The 26,792-nt window shown below is 72.4% G+C and carries 27 protein-coding genes; 20 read left to right on the top strand and 7 right to left on the bottom strand.

Annotated features, from left to right (window positions below):
- Positions 1–174: 174 nt before the first annotated feature.
- The 8 genes from argC (at position 175) to argH (ending at position 8,757) form a co-directional block, all read left to right on the top strand.
- Positions 175–1,176, top strand: a complete 1,002-nt coding sequence (argC, locus tag PSH03_RS20725; protein WP_210786258.1) for an N-acetyl-gamma-glutamyl-phosphate reductase — start codon at positions 175–177, stop codon at positions 1,174–1,176.
- Positions 1,173–2,345 (top strand): bifunctional glutamate N-acetyltransferase/amino-acid acetyltransferase ArgJ, encoded by a 1,173-nt coding sequence (argJ, locus tag PSH03_RS20720; protein ID WP_210786257.1) that lies wholly within the window; start codon positions 1,173–1,175, stop codon positions 2,343–2,345. Before argC ends, argJ begins: the two co-directional genes overlap by 4 nt.
- A 55-nt stretch (positions 2,346–2,400) precedes the next feature.
- Positions 2,401–3,306: an acetylglutamate kinase gene (gene argB / locus PSH03_RS20715; protein ID WP_091402003.1), complete on the top strand. Its 906-nt coding sequence runs from the start codon at positions 2,401–2,403 to the stop codon at positions 3,304–3,306.
- Positions 3,303–4,532, top strand: coding sequence for an acetylornithine transaminase (locus tag PSH03_RS20710; protein WP_210786256.1), 1,230 nt, complete (start codon positions 3,303–3,305; stop codon positions 4,530–4,532). Before argB ends, PSH03_RS20710 begins: the two co-directional genes overlap by 4 nt.
- Entirely contained in the window at positions 4,529–5,497 is a 969-nt protein-coding gene (gene argF, locus PSH03_RS20705; protein ID WP_210786255.1) for an ornithine carbamoyltransferase, read from the top strand. The genes PSH03_RS20710 and argF overlap by 4 nt, the downstream gene beginning before the upstream one ends.
- Entirely contained in the window at positions 5,494–6,009 is a 516-nt protein-coding gene (locus PSH03_RS20700) for an arginine repressor (protein WP_210786254.1), read from the top strand. The genes argF and PSH03_RS20700 overlap by 4 nt, the downstream gene beginning before the upstream one ends.
- Positions 6,006–7,217, top strand: a complete 1,212-nt coding sequence (locus PSH03_RS20695; RefSeq protein WP_210786253.1) for an argininosuccinate synthase — start codon at positions 6,006–6,008, stop codon at positions 7,215–7,217. Before PSH03_RS20700 ends, PSH03_RS20695 begins: the two co-directional genes overlap by 4 nt.
- 76 nt (positions 7,218–7,293) lie before the next feature.
- A complete protein-coding gene (gene argH, locus PSH03_RS20690; protein ID WP_210786252.1) occupies positions 7,294–8,757 on the top strand; it encodes an argininosuccinate lyase in 1,464 nt (487 codons plus the stop codon).
- A gap of 43 nt (positions 8,758–8,800) precedes the next feature.
- On the opposite strand, the gene PSH03_RS20685 is transcribed toward argH, so the two are convergent.
- From PSH03_RS20685 to PSH03_RS20675, 3 genes are all read right to left on the bottom strand, one after another.
- On the bottom strand, positions 8,801–9,154 hold the full coding sequence (locus PSH03_RS20685; protein WP_124771195.1) for an MmcQ/YjbR family DNA-binding protein: 354 nt from the start codon (positions 9,152–9,154) through the stop codon (positions 8,801–8,803).
- 95 nt (positions 9,155–9,249) lie between these two features.
- Positions 9,250–9,675 carry a DNA-binding protein gene (locus PSH03_RS20680; RefSeq protein WP_210786251.1) on the bottom strand — a complete coding sequence of 142 codons (426 nt, stop codon included), beginning with the start codon at positions 9,673–9,675 and terminating at the stop codon, positions 9,250–9,252.
- An 86-nt stretch (positions 9,676–9,761) separates the two neighbouring features.
- Positions 9,762–10,217 (bottom strand): hypothetical protein, encoded by a 456-nt coding sequence (locus PSH03_RS20675; protein WP_210786250.1) that lies wholly within the window; start codon positions 10,215–10,217, stop codon positions 9,762–9,764.
- A gap of 174 nt (positions 10,218–10,391) precedes the next feature.
- Here PSH03_RS20675 and PSH03_RS20670 point away from each other — a divergent pair, with 174 nt between their 5' ends.
- From PSH03_RS20670 to PSH03_RS20650, 5 genes are all read left to right on the top strand, one after another.
- A complete protein-coding gene (locus PSH03_RS20670) occupies positions 10,392–11,033 on the top strand; it encodes a DNA-3-methyladenine glycosylase (protein ID WP_210786263.1) in 642 nt (213 codons plus the stop codon).
- Positions 11,034–11,121: 88 nt separating this feature from the next.
- The gene (locus PSH03_RS20665; RefSeq protein WP_238690149.1) at positions 11,122–12,207 is read left to right on the top strand and encodes a WD40/YVTN/BNR-like repeat-containing protein; all 1,086 of its coding nucleotides are present in this window, start codon (positions 11,122–11,124) and stop codon (positions 12,205–12,207) included.
- A gap of 103 nt (positions 12,208–12,310) precedes the next feature.
- Positions 12,311–12,484 (top strand): MoaD/ThiS family protein, encoded by a 174-nt coding sequence (locus tag PSH03_RS20660; protein WP_238690148.1) that lies wholly within the window; start codon positions 12,311–12,313, stop codon positions 12,482–12,484.
- 161 nt (positions 12,485–12,645) lie between these two features.
- Positions 12,646–13,788: an LLM class flavin-dependent oxidoreductase gene (locus PSH03_RS20655; protein ID WP_210786247.1), complete on the top strand. Its 1,143-nt coding sequence runs from the start codon at positions 12,646–12,648 to the stop codon at positions 13,786–13,788.
- Entirely contained in the window at positions 13,785–14,423 is a 639-nt protein-coding gene (locus PSH03_RS20650; protein WP_210786246.1) for an FMN reductase, read from the top strand. The genes PSH03_RS20655 and PSH03_RS20650 overlap by 4 nt, the downstream gene beginning before the upstream one ends.
- On the opposite strand, the gene PSH03_RS20645 is transcribed toward PSH03_RS20650, so the two are convergent.
- The 3 genes from PSH03_RS20645 to PSH03_RS20635 all read right to left on the bottom strand — a co-directional run bounded on the left by PSH03_RS20645 (position 14,416) and on the right by PSH03_RS20635 (position 18,912).
- Complete coding sequence (locus tag PSH03_RS20645; RefSeq protein WP_238690147.1) at positions 14,416–15,288, bottom strand: universal stress protein; 873 nt, start codon at positions 15,286–15,288, stop codon at positions 14,416–14,418. The two genes, PSH03_RS20650 and PSH03_RS20645, sit on opposite strands and share 8 nt — an antisense overlap.
- Positions 15,289–15,390: 102 nt before the next feature.
- Positions 15,391–16,278, bottom strand: a complete 888-nt coding sequence (locus PSH03_RS20640) for a universal stress protein (protein WP_238690146.1) — start codon at positions 16,276–16,278, stop codon at positions 15,391–15,393.
- Positions 16,279–16,374: 96 nt separating this feature from the next.
- Positions 16,375–18,912, bottom strand: a complete 2,538-nt coding sequence (locus tag PSH03_RS20635) for a cation-translocating P-type ATPase (protein WP_372494824.1) — start codon at positions 18,910–18,912, stop codon at positions 16,375–16,377.
- Between the two features lie 240 nt (positions 18,913–19,152).
- Here PSH03_RS20635 and PSH03_RS20630 point away from each other — a divergent pair, with 240 nt between their 5' ends.
- From PSH03_RS20630 to PSH03_RS20605, 6 genes are all read left to right on the top strand, one after another.
- Entirely contained in the window at positions 19,153–19,602 is a 450-nt protein-coding gene (locus PSH03_RS20630; protein ID WP_238690144.1) for a cyclic nucleotide-binding domain-containing protein, read from the top strand.
- A 55-nt stretch (positions 19,603–19,657) separates the two neighbouring features.
- A complete protein-coding gene (locus PSH03_RS20625; RefSeq protein ID WP_238690143.1) occupies positions 19,658–20,161 on the top strand; it encodes an ArsR/SmtB family transcription factor in 504 nt (167 codons plus the stop codon).
- A 49-nt stretch (positions 20,162–20,210) separates the two neighbouring features.
- Positions 20,211–21,686, top strand: a complete 1,476-nt coding sequence (locus PSH03_RS20620; protein WP_238690142.1) for a serine hydrolase domain-containing protein — start codon at positions 20,211–20,213, stop codon at positions 21,684–21,686.
- Positions 21,687–21,732: 46 nt separating this feature from the next.
- Positions 21,733–22,233: a GNAT family N-acetyltransferase gene (locus tag PSH03_RS20615; protein WP_238690141.1), complete on the top strand. Its 501-nt coding sequence runs from the start codon at positions 21,733–21,735 to the stop codon at positions 22,231–22,233.
- 9 nt (positions 22,234–22,242) lie between these two features.
- On the top strand, positions 22,243–22,884 hold the full coding sequence (locus PSH03_RS20610) for a YgjV family protein (RefSeq protein ID WP_210786240.1): 642 nt from the start codon (positions 22,243–22,245) through the stop codon (positions 22,882–22,884).
- 202 nt (positions 22,885–23,086) lie between these two features.
- Positions 23,087–24,424 (top strand): hemolysin family protein, encoded by a 1,338-nt coding sequence (locus tag PSH03_RS20605; protein ID WP_238690140.1) that lies wholly within the window; start codon positions 23,087–23,089, stop codon positions 24,422–24,424.
- A gap of 22 nt (positions 24,425–24,446) precedes the next feature.
- Here the strand turns inward: PSH03_RS20605 and PSH03_RS20600 are convergent, their stop codons facing one another.
- Positions 24,447–24,836, bottom strand: coding sequence for a PaaI family thioesterase (locus PSH03_RS20600; protein ID WP_210786238.1), 390 nt, complete (start codon positions 24,834–24,836; stop codon positions 24,447–24,449).
- A 99-nt stretch (positions 24,837–24,935) separates the two neighbouring features.
- Here PSH03_RS20600 and tyrS point away from each other — a divergent pair, with 99 nt between their 5' ends.
- Positions 24,936–26,228: a tyrosine--tRNA ligase gene (gene tyrS / locus PSH03_RS20595; RefSeq protein ID WP_238690157.1), complete on the top strand. Its 1,293-nt coding sequence runs from the start codon at positions 24,936–24,938 to the stop codon at positions 26,226–26,228.
- Positions 26,229–26,792 lie beyond the last annotated feature (564 nt).

Here is a 26,792-nt window from a genome sequence, read left to right as displayed (position 1 = left end):
CGGCGTCCCGGTACCGGATGACTGAGACCGGCTCTCCGCAGCCCGATGAGCCAGAAGCATGAAAGGCTCTGGCTCATCGGGATTGGGACTACATCATCATGCAGAGCAGTGTATGAACTTGCAGTCCTGTGTCGTCCTTGTTAATCTTCGCTGCATAGTCATGCGGAGGTGAGTATGGGGATCCGAGTCGCGGTCGCCGGAGCGAGCGGGTACGCCGGAGGCGAGCTGCTGCGCCTGATCGCCGGGCACCCGGAGTTCGACCTGGTCGCCGCCACCGCACACAGCCAGGCCGGGCACCGCGTCGACGTGGTGCACCCGCAGCTCACCGGGCTCGACCTGGTGCTCGGCGAGACCGATCCGACGATCCTGGCCGATGCGGACCTGGTCTTCCTGGCCCTGCCGCACGGCCAGTCGGCGGCTCTCGCGGCCCAGCTTCCGGCCGAGGTGCGCATCGTCGACCTGGGTGCCGACCACCGGCTGGGCGACCCGTACGCCTGGGCGCAGTACTACGGCGGCACGCACGCCGGGCACTGGACCTACGGCCTGCCCGAGTTGCCCGGCCAGCGGGAGCTGATCGCCGGCGCCACCCGGGTGGCGAACACCGGCTGCTACGCCGCCGCGATCACCCTGGCGCTCGCGCCGCTGATCGCCGACGGCGCGGCCAACCCCGCCGACGTGGTGGTGGTCGCCGCCTCCGGCACCTCCGGCGCCGGCCGGGCGACCAAGCCGCACCTGTTGGCCAGCGAGGTGATGGGCGACCTGTCGCCGTACCGGGTGGGCACCCACCAGCACGTCCCGGAGATCAAGCAGGCCACGGGCGCGACCGGACTGTCGCTCACGCCGGTCCTGGCGCCGATGCCGCGCGGCATCCTGGCCACCGTCACCGCGGTGCCGGCGCGCGGCGTGGATCCGCAGGAGGTGCTGGCGCGGGCGTACGCGGACGCGCCGTTCGTGCACGTGCTGCCGGAGGGCCGTTGGCCGCACACCGCCGCGACCCTGGGCTCCAACTCGTGTCACCTCCAGGCCACCGTTGACGTCGACTCGGGTCGTCTGATCGTGCTCAGCGCGTTGGACAACCTGGGCAAGGGCGCGGCCGGTCAGGCCGTCCAGAACGCCAACCTGATGCTCGGCCTGCCGGAGACGACGGGCCTCTCGATCTGGGGGACCGCCCCATGAGTGTCACCACCCCTCGGGGGTTCCGGGCGGCCGGTGTGGCCGCCGGCCTCAAGACCAGCGGCGGCGCGGACGTCGCCCTGGTGGTCAACGACGGCCCGGACGCCGGTGTGGCCGGTGTCTTCACCACCAACCGGGTCAAGGCCGCGCCGGTGCTCTGGACCCAGCAGGTCGTGCAGGGCGGTGTGGTCCGCGCCGTGGTGCTCAACTCCGGTGGCGCCAACGCCTGCACCGGTCCGGCCGGCTTCCAGGACACCCACGCCACCGCCGAGCACACCGCCGCCGCGTTGACCTCGGTCAGCCCCCGGCTGATCCTCGGCGCCGGTGAGGTCGCGGTCTGCTCGACCGGTCTGATCGGTGAGCGGCTGCCGATGCCGAAGCTTCTGCCGGGCGTCCGCTCGGCGATCCGTGGGCTGTCCCGCGACGGCGGCCCGGCCGCCGCCGAAGCGATCATGACCACGGACACCCGGCCGAAGACCACTGTGGCCCGGGGGAGCGGCTGGACGGTCGGCGGCATGGCCAAGGGCGCCGGAATGCTCGCGCCCGGGATGGCCACCATGCTCTGTGTGCTGACCACCGACGCGGTGGCCGGGCCGGCGACGCTGGACGAGGCGTTGCGGGCGGCGACCCGGGTCACCTTCGACCGGGTCGACTCCGACGGCTGCATGTCCACCAACGACACGGTGCTGCTGCTGGCCAGCGGTGCGAGCGGCATCGAGCCGACGCCGGCCGAGCTGGCCGCCGCCGTCACCGCGGCCTGTCACGACCTGGCCCAGCAGTTGGTGGCCGACGCCGAGGGCGCCACGAAGCAGATCGCCATCGACGTGGTCGGCGCGGCGGACGAGGACGAGGCGGTCGAGGTGGGCCGTTCGGTGGCCCGCAACAACCTGGTCAAGACGGCGCTGTTCGGCAACGACCCCAACTGGGGCCGGATCCTCGCCGCCGTCGGCACCACCGCCGCCGCGTTCGAGCCGGACGAGGTGGACGTGGCGGTCAACGGGGTGTGGGTGTGCCGGGGCGGCGCCGCCGCCGAGGACCGTTCGAAGGTCGACCTGACCGGGCGGGACGTGACCATCCGGATCGACCTGCACGCTGGTACGTCGGCCGCCACGATCTGGACCAACGACCTGTCCCACGCGTACGTGCACGAGAACTCGGCGTACTCAACGTGAGCGCGAGGAACGCAGCGCAGCGGAGTCCCGCAGTCGCGAACGAAAGGCCGGCGCGGTGAGTCTCAGCAGCGATTTGGCTCGCGCCCAGGTCAAGGCGGAGACGTTGATCGAGGCGCTGCCCTGGTTGGCACGCTTCACCGGCTCGACGGTCGTGGTCAAGTACGGCGGCAACGCGATGACGGACCCGGAGTTGCAGCGGGCGTTCGCGGCCGACATGGTCTTCCTGCGCTATGCCGGCCTGAAGCCCGTGGTGGTGCACGGCGGCGGTCCGCAGATCTCCGCCATGCTGGGTCGCCTCGGCATCGCCAGCGAGTTCCGGGGTGGTCTGCGGGTGACCACCGCCGAGGCGATGGACGTGGTCCGGATGGTGCTGGTCGGCCAGGTGGGCCGGGAGCTGGTCGGTCTGATCAACTCGCACGGTCCGTACGCGGTCGGCCTCTCTGGCGAGGACGCCCGGCTGTTCACGGCGGTGCGGCGTCCGGCGTACGTGGACGGGGTGCCGGTCGACGTGGGCCAGGTCGGGGACGTCGAGTCGGTCGACGTGTCCGCGGTGACCGACCTGATCGAGGCCGGTCGGATTCCGGTGATCTCCACGGTGGCGCCGGACGTGGAGGGTGTGCTGCACAACCTCAACGCGGACACTGCCGCCGCGGCGCTGGCCATCGCGTTGCGGGCCCGCAAGCTGGTCGTGCTCACCGACGTGGCCGGCCTGTACGCGGACTGGCCGGACACCACCAGCCTGGTCTCCGAGATCGCCGCGGACGACCTGGCCAAGCTGCTGCCCAGCCTGGAGTCCGGGATGGTGCCGAAGATGGAGGCGTGCCTGCGGGCGGTGCGTGGGGGAGTGCCCGCCGCGCACGTCGTCGACGGCCGGGTGGCGCACTCCACGTTGCTTGAGGTGTTCACCTCGGAAGGGTTCGGAACGATGGTGGTGCCGGGAGACGGGACGGACGCGACATGAGCACGTTGGCGCAGCGGTGGAAGCAGTCCATGATGGACAACTACGGCACGCCGCCGATGGCGTTGGTCTCCGGTCACGGTGCCGTCGTGGTCGACGACGCCGGCCGGGAGTACCTGGACCTGGTGGGTGGCATCGCTGTCAACGCCCTCGGTCACGCCCACCCGGCGGTGGTGGCGGCGGTGTCGAAGCAGGTCGCGACCCTTGGGCACGTCTCCAACCTCTATGTGGCCGAGCCGCCGGTCGCCCTCGCCGAGCTTTTGTTGGCGCTCGCCGGCCGACCGGGCCGGGTGTTCTTCGCCAACTCGGGCGCGGAGGCGAACGAGGCGGCGTTCAAGCTGTCCCGGCGCACCGGCCGCACCCAGGTGGTGGCCACCAGGGGCGGCTTCCACGGCCGCACCATGGGCGCCCTCGCGCTGACCGGCCAACCGGCCAAGGCCGACCCGTTCCGGCCGCTGCCCGGCGAGGTGACCCACGTCGACTACGGCGACGTCGCCGCCCTCGAAGCGGCCGTCTCGGAGGCCACCGCGATGGTGATCCTGGAACCCGTTCAGGGTGAGAACGGTGTGCTGGTCCCGCCGGCCGGCTACCTCGCCGCGGCCCGGCGGATCACCGCCCGGCACGGCGCGCTGCTGGTCCTCGACGAGGTGCAGACCGGAGTCGGGCGTACCGGGCACTGGTTCGCGCACCAGGCCGAGGGTGTGGAGCCGGACGTGGTCACCCTGGCCAAGGGGCTGGGTGGCGGGCTGCCCATCGGCGCGACCCTGGCTTTCGGCCCCGCCGCGGACCTGCTCACCCCCGGCTCGCACGGCACCACGTTCGGCGGCAACCCGGTCAGTTGCGCGGCGGCGCTCGCCGTGGTGGCGACCATCGCCAACGAGGGCCTGCTCGACAACGTCAAGCGGGTCGGTGAGCGGCTGCGTCACGGCATCGAGGCGCTGGGCCACCCGCTGATCGGCGAGGTACGCGGCGCCGGTCTGCTGCTCGGCGTGGCGCTCACCGCGCCGGTCGCCTCGGTGCTGGCCGAGGCGCTGCGGGAAGCCGGTTTCCTGGTCAACCCGGTGCAGCCGGGTGTGATCCGGTTGGCCCCACCGCTGATCCTCACCGCAGCCCAGGCCGACACCTTCCTCGCGGCGCTGCCCGCCGCACTGGACGCGACCGCCCCGGCCGCCGCCGGCGCGCAGACCGCACCAGCCACACTGACCACCACGACGGGGACGACTCGATGACCCGGCACTTCCTGCGCGACGACGACCTCTCGCCGGCCGAACAGTCCGCGGTCCTCGACCTGGCGGCGCGGATGAAGGCGGACCGGTTCGGCCACCGGCCGCTGGTGGGCCCCCGCTCGGTGGCGGTGCTCTTCGACAAGCAGAGCCTGCGGACCAGGATCTCGTTCGACGCCGGGATCGCCGAACTGGGCGGGCACCCCCTGGTGGTGGACACGCAGGTCACCCACTTCGGTCGCGGTGAGTCGCTCGCCGACGCGGGGCGGGTGCTGTCCCGCTACGTCGCGGCGATCGTCCTGCGGACCCACGGCGACGAGCGGATCGCCGAGGTGGCGGCGGGCGCGACAGTGCCGGTGGTCAACGCGCTCACCGACGGTTTCCACCCGTGCCAGCTGCTGGCCGACCTGCTCACCATCCGGGAGCGGTGCGGTGGCACGGCCGGGCGCACCCTGGCGTACGTGGGGGACGGCGCGAACAACATGGCGCAGTCGTACCTGCTGGCCGGGGCGACCGCCGGGATGCACGTGCGGATCGCCGGCCCGGCCGGGTTCGCGCCGGACGCGGCCGTTGTGGAACGGGCCGCCCAGATCGCCGCGGCGACCGGCGGGTCGGTGCGGGTGCTGACCGACCCGGCCCAGGCGGTACGCGACGCCGACGTGCTGGCCACCGACACCTGGACGTCGATGGGGCAGGAGTCCGACGGGTTGGACCGGATCACCCCGTTCCTGCCGTACCAGGTCAACAAGGAGTTGCTCGGTCAGGCCGCGCCGGACGCGATAGTGCTGCACTGCCTGCCCGCACATCGTGGTGAGGAGATTACCGACGAGGTGCTCGACGGCTCGCAGAGCGCGGTCTTCGACCAGGCGGAGAACCGGCTGCACGTGCAGAAGGCGCTGCTGACGTTCCTGTTGGGAACCGCGACGGGAGGCGCCGGGACCGGCGATGCCGTCACCGGGGGGCAGCGATGACCGCGCCGCTGACTCGCGCGGCCCGGCACGCGCGGATCGTGGAACTGATCCGCGACCGGTCGATCCGGTCGCAGACCGAGTTGGCCGACATGCTCGCCGCCGACGGCGTCGGCGTCACCCAGGCCACTCTCTCGCGGGACCTGGAGGAGTTGGGCGCGGTCAAGGTGCGCGGCGGCGACGGCCCGGCCGTCTACCTGATCCCCGAGGACGGGCAGCGACCGTTGCGCGACGCCGAGGCCGCGCCGGCCAGGCTGGTGCGGCTGCTGCGCGAACTGCTCAACGGGGTCGACTCCAGCGGCAACATCGCCGTGCTGCGGACACCGCCGGGCGCAGCCCAGTACCTGGCCAGCGCGTTGGACAGGGCGGGCCTGCCCGAGATCGTCGGCACCATCGCCGGCGACGACACCATCCTCGTCGTGGCCCGTGAGGCCGTCGGCGGGGCCGCGCTCGGAGACAAGCTCGCCGGCTGGGCCCGCCGGGAAGACACCGCTGAAGGGAACACCACGTCATGACCGAGCGGGTCGTGCTCGCGTACTCCGGCGGGTTGGACACCTCCGTCGCCATTCCGTACCTGTCCGAGCAGACCGGCGCCGAGGTGATCGCGGTAGCGGTCGACGTCGGGCAGGGCGGTGAGGATCTCGACGCCATCCGGCAGCGTGCCCTGGACTGCGGTGCCGCCGAGTCCGAGGTGGTGGACGCGCGCGACGAGTTCGCCGCCGACTACTGCCTGCCGGCGATCCGGGCCAACGCGCTCTACATGGACCGCTACCCCCTGGTGTCGGCGCTGTCCCGGCCGCTGATCGTCAAGCACCTGGTGGCGGCGGCGCGCAAGCACGGCGGCACGATCGTGTCGCACGGCTGCACCGGCAAGGGCAACGACCAGGTCCGGTTCGAGGTGGGCCTGAACGCGCTCGCCCCCGACCTGAAGATCATCGCGCCGGCCCGGGACTTCGCCTGGACCCGGGACAAGGCGATCGCCTTCGCCGAGGAGAAGGGGCTGCCGATCGACGTGTCGGCCAAGTCGCCGTACTCGATCGACCAGAACCTGTGGGGTCGCGCGGTGGAGACCGGCTTCCTGGAGGACATCTGGAACGCCCCCGTCGAGGGCCTCTACTCGTACACCTCGGACCCGACCCAGGAGCGCGACCCCGACGAGGTCGTGATCACCTTCGACGGCGGCGTGCCGGTGGCGATCGACGGTGAGACGGTCACCCCGTACCAGGCGATCCTGGAGCTCAACCGGCGCGCCGGCGCCCAGGGCGTGGGCCGGCTCGACATGGTCGAGGACCGCCTGGTTGGCATCAAGAGCCGAGAGGTGTACGAGGCGCCCGGCGCGATCGCGCTGATCACCGCCCACCAGGAGTTGGAGGCGGTGACCGTCGAGCGGGACCTGGCCCGGTTCAAGAAGGGCGTCGACCAGCGCTGGGGCGAACTCGTCTACGACGGTCTGTGGTTCTCGCCGCTGAAGGCGTCGCTGGACGCGTTCATCGACGACGCGCAGCGGCACGTGAGCGGCGAGGTACGGATGATTCTGCACGGCGGCCGGGCCACTGTGACCGGCCGGCGCTCCGAGGCGAGCCTCTACGACTTCGGGATGGCCACCTACGACACCGGCGACACCTTCGACCAGTCCCTGGCCAAGGGCTTCGTGCAGCTGTGGGGGCTGCCGAGCCGGATGGCCGCCGCTCGGGACGCCCGTTTGGGCGGTGGCGGACAGTGACATGGGTGAGCGCGAAGACTGAGCAAGCGCGGCGAGCGGGCCCCGCAGTCGCGAGCGAGAGGCAACCAACGCAATGATGGGCGACGTGGACGACAAGAGCCTGACCGAGAACAGCGCCGCCACCAACCGGACGAGCCTCTGGGGTGGCCGGTTCGCGGGCGGCCCCGCCGAGGCGCTCGCCCGACTGTCGGTGAGCGTGCAGTTCGACTGGCGCCTGGCCCCGTACGACATCGCCGGTTCCCGGGCGCACGCCCGGGTCCTCGCCGGCGCCGGCCTGCTCGATCCGGAGGAGCTGGGCCGGATGCTGGCCGCGCTGGACGACCTGGAGGCCGCCTGCGCCTCCGGAACGTTCCGCCCCACCATTGACGACGAGGACGTGCACACCGCGCTGGAGCGCGGTCTGCTGGAGCGTCTCGGCAGCCTCGGTGGCAAGCTGCGCGCGGGCCGGTCCCGCAATGACCAGGTCGCCACCGACCTGCGGCTCTACCTGCGCGACCATGCCCGGGGCGTGGCGAGCCGCCTGGTCGAGTTGGCGGAGGCGCTGGTCGAGCAGGCCGAGCGGCACATCGACACCGCCGCGCCGGGCATGACCCACCTCCAGCACGCCCAGCCGGTCACCTTCGGGCACTGGCTGCTCGCCCACGTGCAGCCGCTGCTGCGCGATCTCGAGCGGCTGCGCGACTGGGACCACCGGGCGGCGATCAGCCCGCTCGGCGCGGGCGCCCTGGCCGGTTCCGGGCTCCCACTGGACCCGGTGGCGGTGGCCAAGGAGTTGGGCTTCCGTACGTCGTTCGCCAACTCGATGGACGCCGTCGCCGACCGGGACTTCGTGGCCGAGTTCCTCTTCACCACCGCCCTGATCGGGGTGCACCTGTCCCGGCTCGGCGAGGAGGTGGTGCTCTGGACCTCGCACGAGTTCGGCTGGGTGGAGCTGGACGACTCCTTCGCCACCGGCTCGTCGATCATGCCGCAGAAGAAGAACGCGGACATCGCCGAGCTGGCCCGGGGCAAGTCCGGGCGTCTGGTCGGCGGCCTGATGACAGTGCTCACCATGCTCAAGGGCCTGCCGATGACCTACGACCGGGACATGCAGGAGGACAAGGAGCCGGCCTTCGACGCGGTCGACACCCTGGAGCTGCTGCTTCCGGCCCTGGCGGGAATGATCTCCACGATGACGGTCCGGGTGGACCGCCTCGTCGCCGCCGCACCGGTCGGCTTCTCCCTCGCCACCGAGGTCGCCGACTGGCTGGTCCGACGCAACGTGCCGTTCCGCGACGCGCACGAGATCACCGGCCAGTTGGTGGCGCTCTGCGCGGCTCGGGAGTGCGAGCTGAACGACGTCTCCGACGAGGACCTGGCCGCTATCAGCGGGCACCTCGACCCGTCGGTGCGCGACGTGCTCTCGGTCCGTTCGGCTCTCGCGGCCCGGACCACCCCCGGTTCCACCGGCCCCGGCCCGGTCGCCGACCAGCTCGCCGACGCGGCGGACCGGCTGGCCGGCTGGCGGGAGTGGGCCACCGAGCGGGTCGTTCCGCGCTGAGCTGTGCCGTGGCGTCGGCGTTGGCCGCCGGCGCCGCGGCGGTTCAGGCCGTCGGGCGCTCCCGCTTGGGGAGCTTGGCCACCACCATGTCGTACGACGAGTCGACCGCCTCGGTCAGCTCCTCGTCGTCGATCCCGCCGTCCAGGCGCAGCGTGTTCCACCCGGACCGGCCGATGTAGGCCATCACGCTGGCGTCGTCGGGGTGCCGGTGCAGCCACTCGTCGGCCACCTCGCGAGTCGGCCCGCACTTGATGCCTACCGTCGGTTTGCCCCCGGCGCTGCCGAGGAACGCGAAGATCCGGCCGCCCACCTTCACCACCTCGTCGCCCTCCCACGGTTGGTCCAGCCACGCTCCCGGCTTGGCCAGGCAGTACGCCAACATCTCCGCGCGCTCCATGGGTGCCTCCTCGTCGTGCGCACAGTGTGCCCGCCCCGCGGCCGTCACACGCGCGGCGTGCCGATCCGCCCGGTCCCGGCCCAAGCTGCGCCGGATCAGGGGGTCTGCTCGGCCGAGCGGGCGGCGACCCGTTCGTAGCGCTGCCGGGCCGCCTGTGCGCTGCCCAACCCCAGCCCGTACGCGATCGCCTGCCAGGTCAGCCCTCGGTCGCGGGCCAGCGTCAGCAGGCCGGCCTCCAGGGCGTCCAGCTCGGCGCGGACGTGGGGCAGCAGGGTCAGCGCGGCGGTCAGGTCGGCGGCGTCGATCGGCTCCTCCGCGGGTTCGCGCTCGGCCCCGCCGGCGGCCAGCGCGGTGACCAGGGCGACCGCCTCCCACGGGTCGAGCACGTACGGGTGGGCCCACCGGCCGCGCCGCGTGTCGGTGCCGGCGTGCCGCTCGCTGATCCGCTGTAACGCCTCGTGGGTGCGGTGGGCGCGGGCCCGGCCAGGGTCCGGCGCGGTGAAGATGTCCTCGGTCGTCATACCCCGAGCACACCTTATGAACGCCTGATTGTCAACGAAATGTTGAAGCCTGGCGGCACGGGCATGCCGTGCCGCCAGGCGAGACCTCAGAGCGCCAGGTTGAACTGGCGCTCGTCGTGCATAGGTGTGCAGTACGGGTCACAGGGGTTCGCGGTCAGCACGCCGAACGCGACGCCCGCCACGAACGGACGCTCGACCGGGACCACCGCGATCCGCACCTGCTGGGTGCCCTCCGCGCAGGTGACCCTCCGCACCGTCGTGCCCGCGCGCATCGTCTGACCGACCGCCTGCGCGACCTTGACCGTGATGTCGAAGTCGATGGCCTTCGAGCAGGTCACAGTGACCGGCACGATCGCCGCCGCGCCCTTCGCCTCGATCTTGCCGGTGGCACCGACCACGAACGCGGTCACTGACGCGTCGTCGGCCTGCGCCGCGGCGCGCAGCGGGACGCTCGCGCTGGCCGACGGGGTGAAGGCCACTGTCGCGGCCGCCGCGACGAGGCCGGTGGCGATCAGTGGTCGCCGGATGCTCCGTACGGTCATGGTGACTCCTCCCGTGATGTCGTCGCTTCCTGCGACGACATCGGGAACACCCCCGAGCCGACGGTCCGGTTTCACTGTTCGGCCGGTTGTCTGATGTGCGACGTGAGTCTTGTTCGGGCCGGGGCTGAATGGTCGCCGCGCCCGGCCGGTGGCGGGATGGGTACCGTCGTGGACATGGCCCTGTCGTCCGGTGACCGCAGCACCGACACCGACCTGGCGGCGCTGGCGGACCTGCTCGCCGGTCCACTGCTGCCGGCGGCGCGCGGGCTGCTGGGCTGCCGGCTGCACGCCGACGGGGTCACCGTCCGGATCACCGAGGTCGAGGCGTACGCGGGAAGTGGCGGCGATCCCGCCTCGCACGCCCATCGGGGTCGCACCCCGCGCAACGCCGTGATGTTCGGCCCCGCCGGGTACGCCTACGTCTACTTCACCTACGGCATGCACTGGTGCATGAACGTGGTCACCGGGGTCGAGGGGGAGGCATCCGCCGTACTGCTGCGCGCCGGTGAGGTGGTCGACGGGCTGGCCACGGCACGGGAGCGCCGGCCGGCCATCCGGCGGGACGTGGACCTGGCCCGCGGACCCGCCCGGCTCTGCTCCGCGCTCGGCATCGACCGCGAGGCGTACGGGGCGTACCTGCTCGGCGACGCCCCGGTCCGGCTGCGCCCCCCGGCCCGACCGGTGCCGCCGGAGACGGTGGTGGCGGGTCCTCGGGTCGGCGTGACCGGCGCCCACGATCTGCCCTGGCGGTTCTGGCTGGACGCCGACCCTACGGTCAGCGCCTACCGCCGGCACGTGCCGCGCCTGCGCCGCTGAGCGCGTCGTCCGGCGTGTGGGCGGCGGAACCTGTCGGGGGGTGTGGCCATAATCACCGGACCTGCTCACCGACGGTTCGGAGGACGTCATGGCGACACTGCTCGCGATCGGCACGGCGAAGGGATTGTTCCTTGCCACCAGCACCGACGACCGGCGCAGTTGGGAGATCACCGGGCCGCACTTTCCGATGACGGGTGTCTACGCGGTCGCTGTCGACACCCGTCGTCCCACCCCGCGGCTGCTCGCCGGCATGACCAGCTCACACTTCGGCCCCAGCGTCGCCACCAGCGACGACCTCGGCGCTTCCTGGGACGAGCCCGACGAGGCGCCGGTCGCGTTTCCGGCCGACACCGGGGTCTCCCTCGGCCGGGTCTGGCAGCTGATGCCGGCCGGCCCCGACGAGCCGGACGTCGTCTGGGCCGGCACCGAGCCCTCGGCGCTGTTCAGGTCCACCGACGGTGGCCGCAGCTTCGAGTTGGTCCGTTCCCTCTGGGACCACCCGCACCGCCCGCAGTGGGAGGCCGGCTTCGGTGGTCAGGCCGTGCACACGGTGCTGCCCCACCCGCGTGACCCGGCTCGGCTGCTGGTCGCGATGTCCACCGGCGGGGTCTACCGCTCGGAGGACGCCGGGGCGAGTTGGGCGCCGGGCAACACCGGAATCCGCGCCTACTTCATGCCGGACGAGTGGCCGGAGTTCGGCCAGTGCGTGCACAAGGTCGCCCGGGACGCCGTCAACCCCGAGCGGCTGTACGCGCAGAACCACCACGGCGTCTACCGCTCCGATGACGACGGCCGCACCTGGTCCTCGATCGCCGACGGGCTGCCCAGCGACTTCGGCTTCCCGATGGTGGCCCACCCCGGGCGTGGCGACATGGTGTGGACCTTCCCGTTGGTGGCCGACGGCGAGCGGTTCCCGACCGACCACCGTTGTCGGGTGTTCCGTTCCGGCGACGCCGGCGGCAAGTGGGAGCCGCTGTCGGTCGGGCTGCCCGAGGGCCCGTTCTATCCGGCGGTGCTGCGGGACGCGATGTGCGCCGACGACTCCACCCCCGGTGGCGTCTACTTCGGCACCCGCTCCGGCTCGGTCTTCGCCAGCCGCGACGAGGGCGACTCCTGGTCGACGGTCGCGGCGCACCTGCCCGACGTGCTCTGCGTTCGCGCTGCGGAGGTCTGAGCGTGGTCACCGTGCTGCTGCCCGGCCCGTTGCGCGGCGAGGCCGGGGCGCGAGTCGGCTGAACGTCACCGCCGCCGGGACGCTGCGGGCGGTCCTCGACGAGATGGCCGTCGCGCACCCCCGGCTGGCCCGGCGCATCCGCGACGAGCGCGGCGAGTTGCGCCGCTACGTCAACGTCTTCGTCGACGGGGAAGACTGCCGGCACTCCGGCGGTCTGGCCACCCCGGTCGAGGACGGCGCGGAGGTGCAGGTGCTGCCCTCGGTGGCGGGCGGCTGACCGGGTCGACGCCGAGGGGGTTTCTGACCCGATGTCCGGTTGCGGGGGTGACCGGCGCCACTGCCAGGCGTCCCGCCCACGGAATAGTTGCGTCGTCAAATAAGTTGAGAGCTGCGTCCGGGTACCACGACGGCACCCGGTTGACACGCGAGGAGCTGGTCATGCAGTTCGGAATCTTCACCGTCGGTGACGTCACTGTCGATCCGACCACCGGTCGGGAGCCGACCGAGCATGAGCGGATCAAGGCGATGGTCGCGATCGCGCTCAAGGCCGAAGAGGTCGGCCTGGACGTCTTCGCCACCGGCGAGCACCACAACCCGCCGTTCGTGCCGTCGTCACCGACCACCATGCTCGGCTACATCGCCGCGCGCACCGAGCGGCTGCTGCTGTCCACCGCCACCACGCTGATCACCACAAACGACCCGGTGAAGATCGCCGAGGACTACGCGATGCTCCAGCACCTCTCCGGCGGCCGGGTGGACCTCATGATGGGCCGCGGCAACACCGGCCCGGTCTACCCGTGGTTCGGCAAGGACATCCGCGCCGGCATCCCCCTGGCCATCGAGAACTACGACCTGCTGCGCCGGCTGTGGCGCGAGGACGTGGTCGACTGGAAGGGCAAGTACCGCACCCCGTTGCAGTCGTTCACCTCGACGCCGCGCCCGCTCGACGGCGTGCCCCCGTTCGTCTGGCACGGCTCGATCCGCAGCCCGGAGATCGCCGAGCAGGCCGCCTACTACGGCGACGGTTTCTTCGCCAACCACATCTTCTGGCCCAAGGAGCACACCCAGCGGATGATCGCGCTCTACCGCCAGCGGTACGCGCACTACGGCCACGGCTCCGCCGACCAGGCCATCGTCGGCCTCGGTGGGCAGGTGTTCATGCGCCGCAACTCGCAGGACGCGGTCCGGGAGTTCCGGCCCTACTTCGACAACGCCCCGGTCTACGGGCACGGGCCGTCGCTGGAGGAGTTCAGCCGGGAGACCCCGCTGACAGTGGGCAGCCCGCAGCAGGTCATCGACCGCACGCTCGGCTTCCGGGAGTACGTCGGCGACTACCAGCGGCAGCTTTTCCTGATGGACCACGCCGGGTTGCCGCTGAAGACAGTGCTGGAGCAGCTCGACCTGCTCGGCGAGGAGGTCGTGCCGGTGCTGCGCAAGGAGTTCGCCGCGCTGCGTCCGGCGCACGTGCCGGCGGCGCCGACGCACGCCTCGCTGGTCGCCGCCGCAGGCGGTGCCAAGGACAGCACCGTGCACGCCGTCGACGACGTGACGGGCAAGGCTCCGGAGGGGGCGACCCGATGACCCACCGCACCCTGGCCGTCGTCTCGGCGGGGTTGAGTCAGCCCTCGTCGACCCGGCTGCTCGCCGACCAGCTCGCCGCGGCCACCCGCGACGAGTTGGTCCGGCGCGGCTCCGAAGTGGAGCTGCGCGTCGTCGACCTGCGCGAGTACGCCCACGACGTGGTGAACAACATGCTCACCGGGTTCGCGCCGGCCGCGCTGCGCGAGGTCGTCGACATGGTGACCGGGGCGGACGGGCTCATCGCCGTCACCCCGATCTTCAGCGCCTCGTACAACGGGCTGTTCAAGTCCTTCTTCGACGTGTTGGATTCCGAGTCGCTCGTCGACCGGCCGGTGCTGATCGGCGCGACCGGCGGCACCGCCCGGCACTCGTTGGCACTGGAGCACGCCGTCCGCCCGATGTTCGCCTACCTTCGGTCGGTGGTCGTCCCGACTGCGGTCTTCGCCGCCCCGGAGGACTGGTCCGACGGCACCGCCGATGGCGCGTTGCGTGCTCGGATCCGGCGCGCCGCCGGGGAGTTGGCCGACCAGATCGAGCGCCGGCCACCGGCCACCGGGCCGGCCGACCCGTTCGCCCTCACCACCGACTTCCTGCAGATGCTCGGCCGAGGCGACGGCGGAGCGCCGGTCAGCTGACCGGGTGGGCGACCAGCACCGGGCAGTGCGCGTGCTGGATCGCCGCCTGGCTGACCGACCCGAGCAACAGACCGGCGAACCCGGCCCGGCCCCGGGTGCCCACGACCAGCAGCGACGCCGTGCCGCTGGCCTCGATGAGCCCCTGGGCCGCGCCGGCCGCCCGGACCGGATGCTCCCGCACCACCAGGTCGGGGTGTTCGGCGCGCACCACGGCGGAGGCGTCGGCCAGGAGTCGCACCGCCTCGGCCTGGTACGCGGCCTGTGACTCCTCGATCTCCTCCGGCACCGTCCGGTCCCCGTCCGCAGGACCGACGTGCACCAGCACCAGCGGCACGTCCCGCAGCGCCGCCTCGTCGGCGCCCAGGCCCACGGCGAGCCGGGACGACTCGGACCCGTCCACGCCGACCAGCACCGGGCCGTCCACCGGGATCGGCTGCTCGTCCGGGCGGATCACCAGCACCGGGCAGTGCGCGTGCGCGGTCACCTGCGCGCCGACCGAGCCGAGCAGCAGCCCGGTGAATCCGCCCAGGCCCCGGCTGCCCACCACGACCAGCTCCGCCCGGCGGGACTCCTCGATCATGGTGGCCCCCGGGCCCCCGAGGACCTGACGCACCTCGACGGCGAGGCCGGGCCACCGGCCGGTCAGCTCGGCCGCCGTGCGCTCCAACATCTGCTGCGCCTCCTCGGAGGGCGCCGGCACCCCGAGGTCGTACGGGTTGAGTGGCACGCCGTACCCGGACGGATGCAGGTAGCCGTGCACCAGGAGCAGCGGTCGGGACCGCAGCACGGCGGCCCGCGCCGCGTGTTCGGCGGCGACGAGGCTGGACGGCGATCCGTCCACGCCCACCACGACAGGTCGGTTCATCGGCGCTCCCTGGGTCGGTCAGGTCATTGTCGACCTCGTACCCGCGCCGCGCCGCCGGACGCGCCGGCCGATAGGTGGCCGGCGCGTTCGGCGGTACGGCGTTCAGGCGTCCCGGCGGTGCCGGACGATCGCCAGCGGGCTGTGCGAGTGGTGCAGCACCGCGTGGCTCACCGAGCCGAGCAGAGCACCGGCGAGGGCGCCCCGGCCGTGTGCTCCGACCACGGTGAGCTGCGCGGTGGCGGACTGCTGCACCAGCACCCGCGCCGCCGCGCCGTACGCCACACACTGGCGGACCGGCACCTCGGGGTACCGCTGCGACCAGCCGGCCAGAGATTCGGCGAGCACCCGCTTCTCGTCGGCGGCCAGCGCGTCGACGTCGTACACCAACGGCAGGATGTCGCCGGGGCCGGTCGGCGTGGGGGTGAGCCAGGCGTGCACGGCCACCAGGTCGGTGCCGCGCAGCGCGGCCTCCTCGAAGGCGAATGCCAGTGCCTCCGTGGACAGGGCCGAGCCGTCGACGCCGACCAGCACCGGGCCGTCGGCGCGCGCCTCACCCTTGACCACCAGCACCGGGCACTCGGCGCGGGCGGAGACCTGCACGGCCACCGAGCCGATCAGCAGCTCGGCGAAACCTCCCAGGCCCCGACTGCCGAGCACCAGCAGCGCCGCGTCCCGGGACTCGCCCAGAAGCACCGGCGTGGCCGCGCCGTCGATCACCGCGCCGGTGACGGCGAGTTCCGGCGCGGTCTTGCCGGCCTCGGTCACCGCCTCGGCGACGGTCAGCTCAGCCTGGTTGCGGAGCCCGGCGTCGACGGGAGCGCCAGGCCCCGGAATCAGCGGTACGTCGTAGAGCGGCCAGATGAACGCGTGCACCACCCGCAGGGGGCGCTGTCGCACCGTCGCTTCCTGGGCGGCGACCCGCACCGCCTCCAGCGCCGAGGTCGAGCCGTCCACCGCCACCACCACGGGAGCACCGGATCTGCTGGTCATCATGTCCTCCTTCATCCGTCTTCATCCTCGTGCGAGGTTGGCCCGGCGGTCAGGGGCGTACGACAACGATCGGAGGGCCGTTGGTCCCGTCATTCGTCACGCCGTGTCAGCGTCATGGCGGGACGAGGCCAGCGACGGCCGGCGACGGGCCAGCCGCAGCGCCAGCCCGGGCACGACGCTGACCGCCGCGCAGGCCAGCAGCACGCTCGGCCCCAGCGGGTCGGTGCCGAGCAGCTCCCGCAGCGGAGCGAACAGCACCCCACCGACCTGGAGCAGCGCCGACGCCGCCACCGCGACGAGGAGGCCCGGGTTGCCGTGTCGGGCTCCAGGCAGCCGGGGCGCTCGGACCGCCAGCGCCACACCGAGCTGGGCCAGCCCGAGCACCACGAAGACCACCGACTGCCACGGCAGGCCCCGGTGTGCGGCGAACACGCCGGCGCCGAGCACCACGGCGGCGATCAGTGCGCCGGTGACCAGGACGTCCCGACCCAGCCCGGCGCCGAGCACCGACTCCTGGGGCGAGCGCGGCGCGCGGCGCAGGACGCCGGGTTCGGCCGGCTCGGCACCGAGCGCCACACCGGGCACACCGTGGGTCAGCAGGTTGACCCAGAGGATCTGGGCGGGCAGCAGCGGTACGGCCAACCCGAAGAGCGGGCCGATCAGCATCACCATGATCTCGGCCACCCCGCCGGCGAGGGCGTATCGCAGGAACCGGCGGATGTTGTCGTAGATCCGGCGGCCCTCGCCGATCGCGGCGGCAACAGTGGACAGCTCGTCGTCGACCAGCACCAGGTCAGCGGCCTGCCGGGCGACCTCGGTGCCGCTACCCATGGCCACCCCGATGTCGGCGCGCCGCAGCGCCGGGGCGTCGTTCACCCCGTCACCGGTCATCGCCACCACCTCGCCACGGGCCTGCAGGCCGGCGATGATGTCGAGCTTCTGTTCCGGCTGGGTCCGGGCGAAGACCCGGGTGTCCGGGTGCGCCGCTTGGTCGTCATCGCCGCTGCCGAGGGGGTCGCCAGCGCGCCAGAGGCCGAGCTGACCCCCGATCGCCGCGGCCGTGGCCGGGTGGTCTCCGGTGATCAGCAGCAGCCGTACGCCGGCGGTGTCGAAGCTGTCGGCGATCTCCGGGGCGCCGACGCGCAGCGGGTCACCGACGGCGACCAGCCCCACCGGACGCAGCCCGGTGGGTGCGGCGAGGTTGGGCATCCGGTCCACCAGGGCGGCCGCGACGGCGAGAACCCGCAACCCTTCGGCCGCCAGCCGATGGGCGGTGCTGGTCAGTTCGGTGATCTCCTCGGCGCTGGCGTCCAGCAGGGGCGCGCCGAGGATGCTCTCCGGTGCGCCCTTGCAGACCACCAGGTAACGCTGGTCGCAGGAGCGGTGCACGGTGATCATCCGGCGTTGTGCCTGGTCGAATGGGTGCTCAGCGATCCGGGGCCAGGCGGCGCGGGTGGTCTGTGGGTCGAGACCGCACCGGGCCGCGAAGGCGACCAGCGCCGCTTCCAGGGGATCACCGACAGCCGCCCAGTCGGATCGTTCGTCATCCGGGGGTGACAGGGCGGCGTCGTTGCAGAGCAGCCCGGCGCGCGCCAGTCGGCGCAGCCTCTCCGGTACGGCCACCGCCGCGCCGTCCCGGTGCACCATGCCGTACGGGGCGTACCCGGTGCCGGTGATTTCGTACCGGGCGCCGTCGGACGTGACCACCTGCTGCACCGCCATCCGCCCCTCGGTGAGGGTGCCGGTCTTGTCGGAGGCGATCACCGTCACCGAGCCGAGTGTCTCGACCGCGTGCAGTTGGCGCGGGATGGCGTGCGCGGCGGCCATCCGGCGCGCGCCGAGCGCGAGGGCCAGGGTCACCACGGCCGGCAGCGACTCGGGCACCGCCGCGACCACCAGGCTCACCGCTGTGATCGCCATGTCCACCACCGGGCGGCCACCGACCACGCCGATGGCGAACACCAGCCCGGACAGGGCCACGGCGACCAACCCGAGCACCCGACCCAGGGCGGAGAGCCGGCGCTGCAGTGGTGTGGTGGTGGGACGGGTACCCGCCACCAGTGCGCTGATCCGGCCCAGGGCGCTCACTGCTCCCGTGCGGAGCACGGTGCCGGCTGCCCGTCCCGTGGTGACGACCGTCCCGGCCAACGCCTCCTCGCCGGGGGTACGCCCCACCGTCACCGACTCACCGGTCAGCGCGGACTCGTCCAGGTGCAGCCGGCTCGCCTCGATCAGCAGCAGGTCGGCCGGGACGATGTCGCCGGCCTCGACGCGGACCAGGTCGCCGTGGACGAGGTCGGCGGCGGGCACCGCCAGTTCCCGGCCGTCGCGCACCACCCGGGCGGCGGGCGCGGCAAGCCGGTCCAGAGCGGCGATCGCGCGATCGGCGCGTACCTCCTGCACGACCCCGATGACGGTGTTCACCAGCACGACCAGGACGATCACCGCGGTGTCCGGGTAGTCGCCGAGCACTGTGGTGACGGCCGCCGCGGCAAGCAGAAGTGCCACCAGCGGGTCGGTGAGCTGGTGCAGGACCCGTACGGCCAGGTGTTGGCGGGGTGGTGGGGCGACCGTGTTGGGGCCGGTGGCGCGCAGCCGGGCGGCGGCCTCGGCCGCGTCGAGCCCGACCGGCACGGCCAGGTCGACGGGGTCCTCCAGGATCCCGCCTCGTCCTCCGGTCGTCGTCACCCGCGACCTCCCCGTCTTGTGCGCGTGTCGTCGGCACGCCGTCTCGTCCCACCATCCGGCTGTGCGATCGCGCCGGGCAGAGGCGTTGCGCCCATGCGGCCCGGGACCAACGGCCCTCGCGCCGCGTATCCGGGAGGGGGTCGGATGGGGTCAGGCCGGCAGCGGCCGCGACGGAAGGACGGCACCATGACCCCGTTGGACATGCTCCGGGAGCACCCTTTCCTGACCGGGCTGCCGCCGGAGTGCCTGCCGAGGCTCACCGGGTATGCCCGACCGGTGGTCTGGCACCCCGGCCACCGGGTGTTTCGCGCCGGTCAGCCGGCCGAACGGTTCTGGCTGCTCTCCGGCGGCGCGGTGGCCCTGGACTTTCCGGTGCCCGGCCGGGGCGATATCGGGATCGAGACGATCGGCGCGGGCGGGGTGCTCGGCTGGTCCTGGATCTTTCCGCCGTACCGGTGGCAGTTCGGGGCGGTCGCGGTGCGCCGTACCACAACGGTCGAGTTCAGCGCCGAGGGAGTGCGGCGGCTGATCGAATCCGACGACGCCCTCGGGCGGCAGCTCACCCTCCGGCTCATGGCCGTGGTCGTCGACCGTCTCCAGGCATCGCGGGGCCGGTTGCTGGAGCTGTACGGCTAGTCACGGATGTCGCTCCGCCCTTGCACGGAAGTACGTACTTTCGTAATATCGACGTATGAGCACGATGGAGGAGCGGCTTGCCGCACTGGAGGCGCAGGTCGCCACCCTGACCGAGCGGTTGACGGTCGCACCGCCGGCGCCGCCCGCTCCCGAGGGCGCCTTCTGGGCGCTCGACGGCCTCAAGCAACGACTGCCGGTCGATGGCACAGGCGCGGTCGTCTACACCGGCACCGTCCGCGTCGCCGACCAGCACTACGACTGGCAGTACGGCCGCACCGTCGACGACCTGCTCGCCGCCGACTGGACGGAGCTGGCCGGCACCCTCTCCGCGTTGGCCCATCCGGTGCGGCTGCGGCTACTGCGGGAGATCATCGGCGGCCGGCAGAGCACCAGCGAGCTGGCCGAGATCGAGGAGTTGGGCACCACCGGCCAACTGCACCACCACCTGCGCCAGATCACCGCCGCCGGCTGGCTGCGCAGCGCCGGCCGAGGTCGGTACGCGGTCCCCGCCGAACGCGTGGTGCCGCTGCTGGCCATCCTCACCGCCGCCGGCCGCTGACCAGACGCGGCTCGGCCGCCCATCCGACGAGCCCCACGGAGGAACCACCATGCGCCGGACGACCGTCACCGCCCTCGTCGTCGCGCTGATCGCCGGCCTGGTCGGGGTGGCGCTGATGCCCCAGGTGCCCCGACTCGACGCGCAGACCACCGGCGATCGTGACCTGGCCGCTGCCGCCCGGTCGGCCACGCCCGACCCGTCGGGGCTCCGCGGGCTCGCCGTCGCCCTGGTCGAGAACGGCCGGATCCGCACCGCCGGCCTGGGCGACCGGGACCTCGCCGGTCGGCCCGTCGAGCCTGGCACCCCGTTCGAGATCGGCTCGGTCACCAAGGCGCTCACCGGCATGCTCCTCGCCGACCAGGCCGCCGCCGGTGTCGTCGGCCCTGACGACCGGCTCGGCGCCACCTGGCCCGAGGTCAGCGGCCCCGCCCGCGACGTCACGCTCGCCGAACTCGCCAGCCACCGCGCCGGCCTGCCCCGGCTGGCCCCCGGCTCCCCGCTGGGGTGGGCACGCATCCTCTGGTCCAACGTCTCCGGCGGAAACCTCTACGCCGGGCAGGGCGTCGACGCCATCCGTAGCGCCGCCGACCGGGTCAGCACCGATGACGACGAGCGCGGCAAGGTCCACTACTCCAACCTCGGGCCGTCAGTGCTCGGCCACGCGCTCGCCGCGAAGGCCGGCGTCGCGTACCCCGAGCTGCTGCACGACCGGCTGCTACGGCCGCTCGGCATGACGGCCACGGTCGTCGCCACCCGCGACGACGAGTTGCCGGCCGATCGCGCCCAGGGCAGCCGGGCCGGCGGCCGGCCGCTCGATCCGTGGGCGGGAGCGGGTTACGCGCCGGCCGGCGCCGGCCACTGGTCCACGGCGGAGGACCTCGGCCGGCTGCTCGCCGCGACCCTCGCCGGCACCGCACCAGGTGCCGACGCTGCCACCGCCCGCTTCCGCGAGGACGAGGACACCCGCATCGGGTACGGCTGGTTCACCACCCGGCACGGTGATCGCGAGGTGGTCTGGCACAACGGCGCTACCGGCGGGTTCCGGTCCTACGTCGGCCTCGAACGGGCCACCGGCCGGGCGGTGGTGGTGCTCGGCAACACCGACAAGGGCGTCGAGCCGATCGGGCTGCGGCTGCTCGGGGTGTCGCCGAAGGAGGCCGACTCGGCGACGTCGATGGTGCTGCCGTGGATCGGCGCCGGCCTCGCGGTCGTCCTCACCTTCCTCGGCGGCCTCTCCCTGCTCGGCACCGCCCGCCGTCGCCAATTGGACCAGGTGACGCTGCTGGCCGCGGCGGTCTGGGCGTTCGCCTATCTCGGGTTGGGGCACCGGATGGGGGACTGGTCGATGGTGCCGGCCTGGCTGTGGCCGCTCGGCGTCGGCCTGTCGGCGGCGGGGGTGGCCCTGGCGGCGACCCGGTGGCGGGCCCTGCCGGTGGTCGACGCGCGGGTGCCGTGGCGTCGCCTGCTGTCGGTGGCGAGCTCCCTGGGCGCCGCCGTGCTGGCGGTCGTAGCCGTCGCCGGCTGACGCCGCGCCGCGGCTTCGTGTCACAGCCGTTGCGTACCCTCGGCCGATGGCCTCCGATCTGCTGCTGCGCCCGGTCCGTGAGGACGACCTCGTCGAGTTCTTCCTGCACCAGCAGGACCCGGAGGCCAACCGGATGGCCGCGTTCGGCCCCAAGGACCCGTCCGACCGTCGGGAGTTCGCCGCACACTGGGCCCGGGTGCTCACCAACCCGGCGAACCTGGTCCGCACCGCCGAGGTCGACGGCGAGGTGGTCGGCTACGTGAGCGCCTGGCCGGCCGAGGGGCAGACCGAGGTCAGCTACTGGATCGACCCGGCACGCTGGGGTCGGGGCCACGCCACGGCGGCCCTGGCCGCCCTGCTGCGCGAGCTGCCCCGGCCGGTGCACGCCCGCGCCGCCAAGGACAACGCCGCCTCCCTCGCGGTGCTCCGCAAGTGCGGGTTCGTGGTGGTCGGTGAAGACTCGGGGTACGCCAACGGCCGCGGCGAAGACGTCGAAGAGTGGCTGCTGGAGCTGCCCGCCGACGGCCCTGACCTGGGCGGGCACTAGTCTCGCGGCGTGAACTGGTTGGATCTCGTCGGCTGGGCCGGCTCCGCGGTGCTGGTCTGGTCGCTGCTGCAGTCGCGCATCCTGCGGTTGCGGGCGCTCAACCTCGTCGGCTGCTTCGTGCTGATCGGCTACAACGCCGCGATCGAGGTCTGGCCCGGCGTCGGGCTCAACGTCGTGCTCGCGGTGATCAACATCTGGTACCTGCGCGGGATGCTCGCCACCCGGCACGACGAGAAGACCTACCAGGTGGTGGAGGTCGGCGTCGGCGACCAGTTCCTCGCGCACACGCTGCGGGTGCACGCCGCCGACATCGCCCGGTTCAACCCCGGCTTCCACTGGGACCCGGACGCGTCCGGGTGCTCGGCGTTCCTCGTGGTCACGGCCGACGAGGTGGTCGGTGTGGTCCTGTCGCACGCCGAGGCGCCCGGCGTCGCCCAGATCGACCTGGACTACGTGACCCCGAAGTTCCGTGACTTCACACCGGGCGAGTTCGTCTACCGGCGCAGCCACCTGTTCACCGAACGGGGCTTCCACCGGGTGGTCAGCCCGCCCCGGATGGTGGCCCCCTACTACCACCGGCTCGGCTTCCGCCCGGAGGGCGACTCGTACGTCCTCGACCTGCCGGCGTCACCGACGCCCCAGGCGGCCTAACTCACCGACGCCCCAGCCGGCGTAGCGTCACCGTCGTCCGATTCGGCGTAGCCTCACCTCGCCCGATTCGGCGTAGCGTCGCCGGGGCAGGATTCGGCCGGCGCCGGACGGGGCAAAGACACGCCTACGCCGGGCGGGCTCGCCGACCGGCGGGTGCCGCGCGTAGCGGCCGGTGCCACCACCACGAGGGAGCGAACCGGGCGTGCAGAGCTACGGGAGCCAACTGGCCCTGGTCGGAGTCCTGGTCGTGATCAACGCGCTCTTCGCGGGCAGCGAGATGGCGTTGGTGTCGCTGCGAGACAGCCAGATCCAGCGGCTGGAACGCACCAGCCGGGCCGGGCGGGTGCTGGCTCGGCTCGCCAAGGACCCGAACCGCTTCCTGGCCACCATCCAGATCGGCATCACCCTCGCCGGGTTCCTGGCCTCCGCCGCCGCGGCGGTCTCGCTGGCCAAACCCCTGGTGCCGCTGCTCGGGATGTTCGGCGGCGCCGCCGAGACCGTGGCGATCGTGGCGGTCACCCTCGCGCTGACCTTCGTCACCCTGGTCTTCGGCGAGCTGGCGCCCAAGCGGATCGCCATGCAGTCCGCCGAGCGGTGGGCGTTGCTGGTGGCCCGCCCGCTCGACCTGCTGGCCAGCCTCACCCGGCCGGCCGTCTGGGCGCTCGGCGCCACCAGCGACGTGGTGGTCCGCCTGGTCGGGCTCGACCCCAAACACGAGCCGGAGGAGATCGGCCCGGACGAGCTGCGCGACATCGTCGCCGGCAACCACGGCTTCACCAAGGAGCAGCGCACCATCATCGCCGGCGCCGTGGAGATCGCCGACCGACGGTTGCGGGCTGTTCTCGTACCCCGGTTGCAGGTCTTCACGCTCGACAGCGGGACCACCGCGGAGGCCGCGCGGCTGGTCCTGGCCGCCACCGGGCACTCCCGGGCTCCGGTCGTGCGCCACGGCGGTCTGGACGACACGGCCGGAGTGATCCACCTGCGTGACCTGGTGGGTGTGCCCGACGACCGCCCGGTGGACGAGATCGCCCGACCGCCGATGCTGCTGCCCGACTCGCTACCGGTGGTGGACGCGCTGCGCCAGTTCAAGGCCGAGCGTCAGCACATCGCGCTCGTCGTGGACGAGCGCGGCGCCGTCGACGGCATCGTGACCCTGGAGGACATCCTCGAGGAGATCGTCGGCGAGATCTACGACGAGACCGACCGGGATGTGCGCTCGGTACGGCGCGACCCCGACGGTGCGCTGCTGCTGCCCGGCACCTTTCCGGTGCACGATCTGCCGGACATCGGCGTGGAGCTGCCGTCGCGCCCGGCCGGTGACTACACCACAGTCGCCGGGCTGGTGCTGGCTCGGCTCGGGCACATCCCGACCGTCGCCGGGGAGGACGTCACGCTGGACGGGTGGGTGCTGGTGGTGGCCGGCATCGACCACCGGGCGATCACCGAGGTACGGCTCCGCCGCGTACCCGATGAAGCTGACGGCGACGCCGACACCGACCAGGCCGCGGAGCCGATGCTGGACGAGGCCCGCAGCTGACCCGCCGGGCGAGTGCCGTCGCTCAGGCGGGCGAGAGGTTCTGCAGCCGGACCTGACCACGGGCGACCAGCCGCTCGTCGGCGTCGGTGACCTCCACCTGCCAGAGCTGCTGGCTGCGGCCCCGGTGCACCGGGGTGCCGACAGCCCTCAGCTCGCCGTCCCGGACGGCCCGCAGGAAATCGGTCTGGTTCGACACCCCGACCACAGTGCCCCGGTCGGCCAGCCAGAGGGAGCCACCCACGCTGGCGGCGGTCTCCACGACCGAGCAGTACACCCCGCCGTGCTGGATGCCGGACGGCTGGTGCAGCTCCGGGCGGACTCGCCAACTGATGACCACCCGGTCGGCGCTGGCCTCCTCGAACTTGAGGTCGAGCAGGGCGACGAGACCGCCCGTCAGATCCGGAATCTCCATGGCAAAGCCCTCCTCGATCAACGGGCGCAAGCCTAGCCGGGGCGGGTTGCGTCAAACCCGGTACGGGTTGGTGCCGGCGATGGGGGAGAATCGGTGACCGTGACCGACATCAGCCCTCCGCCGCCCGGGCGGGACTCCCTGACCGACGACCTGCTCTGGCGTGGCCTGATACAGGACTCGACCGGCCTCGACGAGCTGCGTGAGCTGCTCGACGGTGGGAAGTCCGCCACGTACTACGTGGGCTTCGACCCCACCGCGGCGAGCCTGCACGTCGGCTCGCTCATGCAGGTCACCATGGCCCGCCGGTTGCAACTCGCCGGCCACCGCCCGTTGCTGCTGGTGGGCGGGGCGACCGGGCAGATCGGTGACCCGAAGGAGAGCGCCGAGCGGACCCTCAACCCGCCCGACGTGATCGCCGGCTGGGTCGAGCGCATCCGTGACCAGCTGGCGCCGTTCGTGTCGTACTCCGGCGAGAACGCGGCCCAGTTGGTCAACAACCTGGAGTGGACCGGCGAGATGTCGATCGTCGAGTTCCTCCGCGACGTGGGCAAGCACTTCCCGGTGAACAAGATGCTCGCGCGGGAGGTGGTGCGCGCCCGCCTGGAGACCGGCATCAGCTTCACCGAGTTCAGCTACCAGCTCTTGCAGGCCAACGACTTCTTCGAGCTGCACCGCCGGCACGGCTGTCAGCTCCAGTTCGGCGGCTCCGATCAGTGGGGCAACATCACCGCGGGCGTCGACTACGTCCGCCGGCGGGGCGCGGGGCCGGTGCAGGCGTTCACCACGCCGCTCGTCACCAAGTCCGACGGCACGAAGTTCGGCAAGACCGAGGGCGGCACCGTCTGGCTCGACCCCACGATGACCAGCCCGTACGCGTTCTACCAGTTCTGGCTCAATGTCGAGGACCAGGAGGTCGACCGCTACCTGCGGTACTTCAGCTTCCGCACCCGTGACGAGCTGGAGGAGCTGGCCAAGGCGACCGCCGAGCGGCCGGCGGCCCGCCTGGCGCAGCGGGCGCTCGCTGAGGAACTGACCACGCTTGTGCACGGTGCCGACGAGACCCGACAGGCGATCGCCGCCAGTCAGGCGCTCTTCGGCCGCGGCTCGCTGGACGAGTTGGCGCCGGAGACTTTGCGCGCGGCCCTGACCGAGGCGGGTCTCGTACGGCTCAGCGGCGAATTGCCGGATGTGGCGGGTCTGCTGCGGGATTCCGGTCTGGTGAGTGGCCTCAAGGAGGCTCGGCGGGTGATCGCCGAAGGCGGGGCCTACGTCAACAACAACCGGGTGACCGAGGTGGACGCCAGGGTGTCGCCGGCCGACCTGCTGCACGGGCGATACCTGGTGCTGCGCCGGGGGAAGCGTTCGTTCGCGGGCGTTGAGCTGGGTGAATAGCCACCTGTCGACGATGTGACGGGGGACGCGTCCGGCGGATTTGACGATCATCCCGCCGGACGCGTAACTTTCTCTCTGCCAGCGCGGAACGGACGAAACAGACGAAAGTCTGAAGCGGCCGGAGCGCCGGCCAACGGCCTGGGGGTCGGGTGGGCACGCCCACCGGAACCCCGACCGGGAGGTGCCGCCAGAAACGTCGCGAGGCGGATTTGGCGCCGCGAAACCGACCGGGTATGGTTACGAACCGGCAGGGCACCGGGCGGGTCGCGAGAAATCGCGACGGCCGGCCTGCCGAATCCATGACGAGAGCGGCGCAAGCCGGTTGCGACATGGTGCCCGCGTTATCGGGTTGAAGCATGGCGAACCGCGAAATATCGGTTTGACACGGCGGAAACGAGCGGGTAACGTAGTAAAAGTGCCTGGCGCTGAAAGCGTCGGGTGTGGGAGCGGGAATTAGCCCCGATTGGGGTTCCACTGTGGTGGGGCTTCTGGTCGGTGTGTGGTTGTTCTTTGAGAACTCAACAGGGTGCTTGTAAAGCCAGTGCCAATTATGATTTATACCCC

The sequence above is a fragment of the Micromonospora salmantinae genome (assembly GCF_022230905.1).
GTDB classification, from domain to species: Bacteria; Actinomycetota; Actinomycetes; order Mycobacteriales; family Micromonosporaceae; genus Micromonospora; species Micromonospora salmantinae.
Note: the sequence above shows the minus strand (reverse complement) of the source record. Positions and strands in the feature narration are given on the sequence as shown.

Bases quoted from the DNA above. Each gene is read 5' to 3' on its own strand.
- PSH03_RS20645 (WP_238690147.1), bottom strand. From the start codon at position 15,288: ATGAACCGACCTGTCGTGGTGGGCGTGGACGGATCGCCGTCCAGCCTC.
- argH (WP_210786252.1), top strand. From the start codon at position 7,294: ATGGGCGACGTGGACGACAAGAGCCTGACCGAGAACAGCGCCGCCACC.
- PSH03_RS20710 (WP_210786256.1), top strand. From the start codon at position 3,303: ATGAGCACGTTGGCGCAGCGGTGGAAGCAGTCCATGATGGACAACTAC.
- PSH03_RS20665 (WP_238690149.1), top strand. From the start codon at position 11,122: ATGGCGACACTGCTCGCGATCGGCACGGCGAAGGGATTGTTCCTTGCC.
- argF (WP_210786255.1), top strand. From the start codon at position 4,529: ATGACCCGGCACTTCCTGCGCGACGACGACCTCTCGCCGGCCGAACAG.
- PSH03_RS20625 (WP_238690143.1), top strand. From the start codon at position 19,658: ATGAGCACGATGGAGGAGCGGCTTGCCGCACTGGAGGCGCAGGTCGCC.
- PSH03_RS20670 (WP_210786263.1), top strand. From the start codon at position 10,392: ATGGCCCTGTCGTCCGGTGACCGCAGCACCGACACCGACCTGGCGGCG.
- PSH03_RS20620 (WP_238690142.1), top strand. From the start codon at position 20,211: ATGCGCCGGACGACCGTCACCGCCCTCGTCGTCGCGCTGATCGCCGGC.
- argC (WP_210786258.1), top strand. From the start codon at position 175: ATGGGGATCCGAGTCGCGGTCGCCGGAGCGAGCGGGTACGCCGGAGGC.
- PSH03_RS20680 (WP_210786251.1), bottom strand. From the start codon at position 9,675: ATGACGACCGAGGACATCTTCACCGCGCCGGACCCTGGCCGGGCCCGC.
- PSH03_RS20700 (WP_210786254.1), top strand. From the start codon at position 5,494: ATGACCGCGCCGCTGACTCGCGCGGCCCGGCACGCGCGGATCGTGGAA.
- PSH03_RS20695 (WP_210786253.1), top strand. From the start codon at position 6,006: ATGACCGAGCGGGTCGTGCTCGCGTACTCCGGCGGGTTGGACACCTCC.
- PSH03_RS20660 (WP_238690148.1), top strand. From the start codon at position 12,311: ATGGCCGTCGCGCACCCCCGGCTGGCCCGGCGCATCCGCGACGAGCGC.
- PSH03_RS20655 (WP_210786247.1), top strand. From the start codon at position 12,646: ATGCAGTTCGGAATCTTCACCGTCGGTGACGTCACTGTCGATCCGACC.
- PSH03_RS20675 (WP_210786250.1), bottom strand. From the start codon at position 10,217: ATGACCGTACGGAGCATCCGGCGACCACTGATCGCCACCGGCCTCGTC.
- PSH03_RS20615 (WP_238690141.1), top strand. From the start codon at position 21,733: ATGGCCTCCGATCTGCTGCTGCGCCCGGTCCGTGAGGACGACCTCGTC.
- PSH03_RS20630 (WP_238690144.1), top strand. From the start codon at position 19,153: ATGACCCCGTTGGACATGCTCCGGGAGCACCCTTTCCTGACCGGGCTG.
- PSH03_RS20640 (WP_238690146.1), bottom strand. From the start codon at position 16,278: ATGACCAGCAGATCCGGTGCTCCCGTGGTGGTGGCGGTGGACGGCTCG.
- PSH03_RS20650 (WP_210786246.1), top strand. From the start codon at position 13,785: ATGACCCACCGCACCCTGGCCGTCGTCTCGGCGGGGTTGAGTCAGCCC.
- PSH03_RS20600 (WP_210786238.1), bottom strand. From the start codon at position 24,836: ATGGAGATTCCGGATCTGACGGGCGGTCTCGTCGCCCTGCTCGACCTC.
- argJ (WP_210786257.1), top strand. From the start codon at position 1,173: ATGAGTGTCACCACCCCTCGGGGGTTCCGGGCGGCCGGTGTGGCCGCC.
- PSH03_RS20685 (WP_124771195.1), bottom strand. From the start codon at position 9,154: ATGGAGCGCGCGGAGATGTTGGCGTACTGCCTGGCCAAGCCGGGAGCG.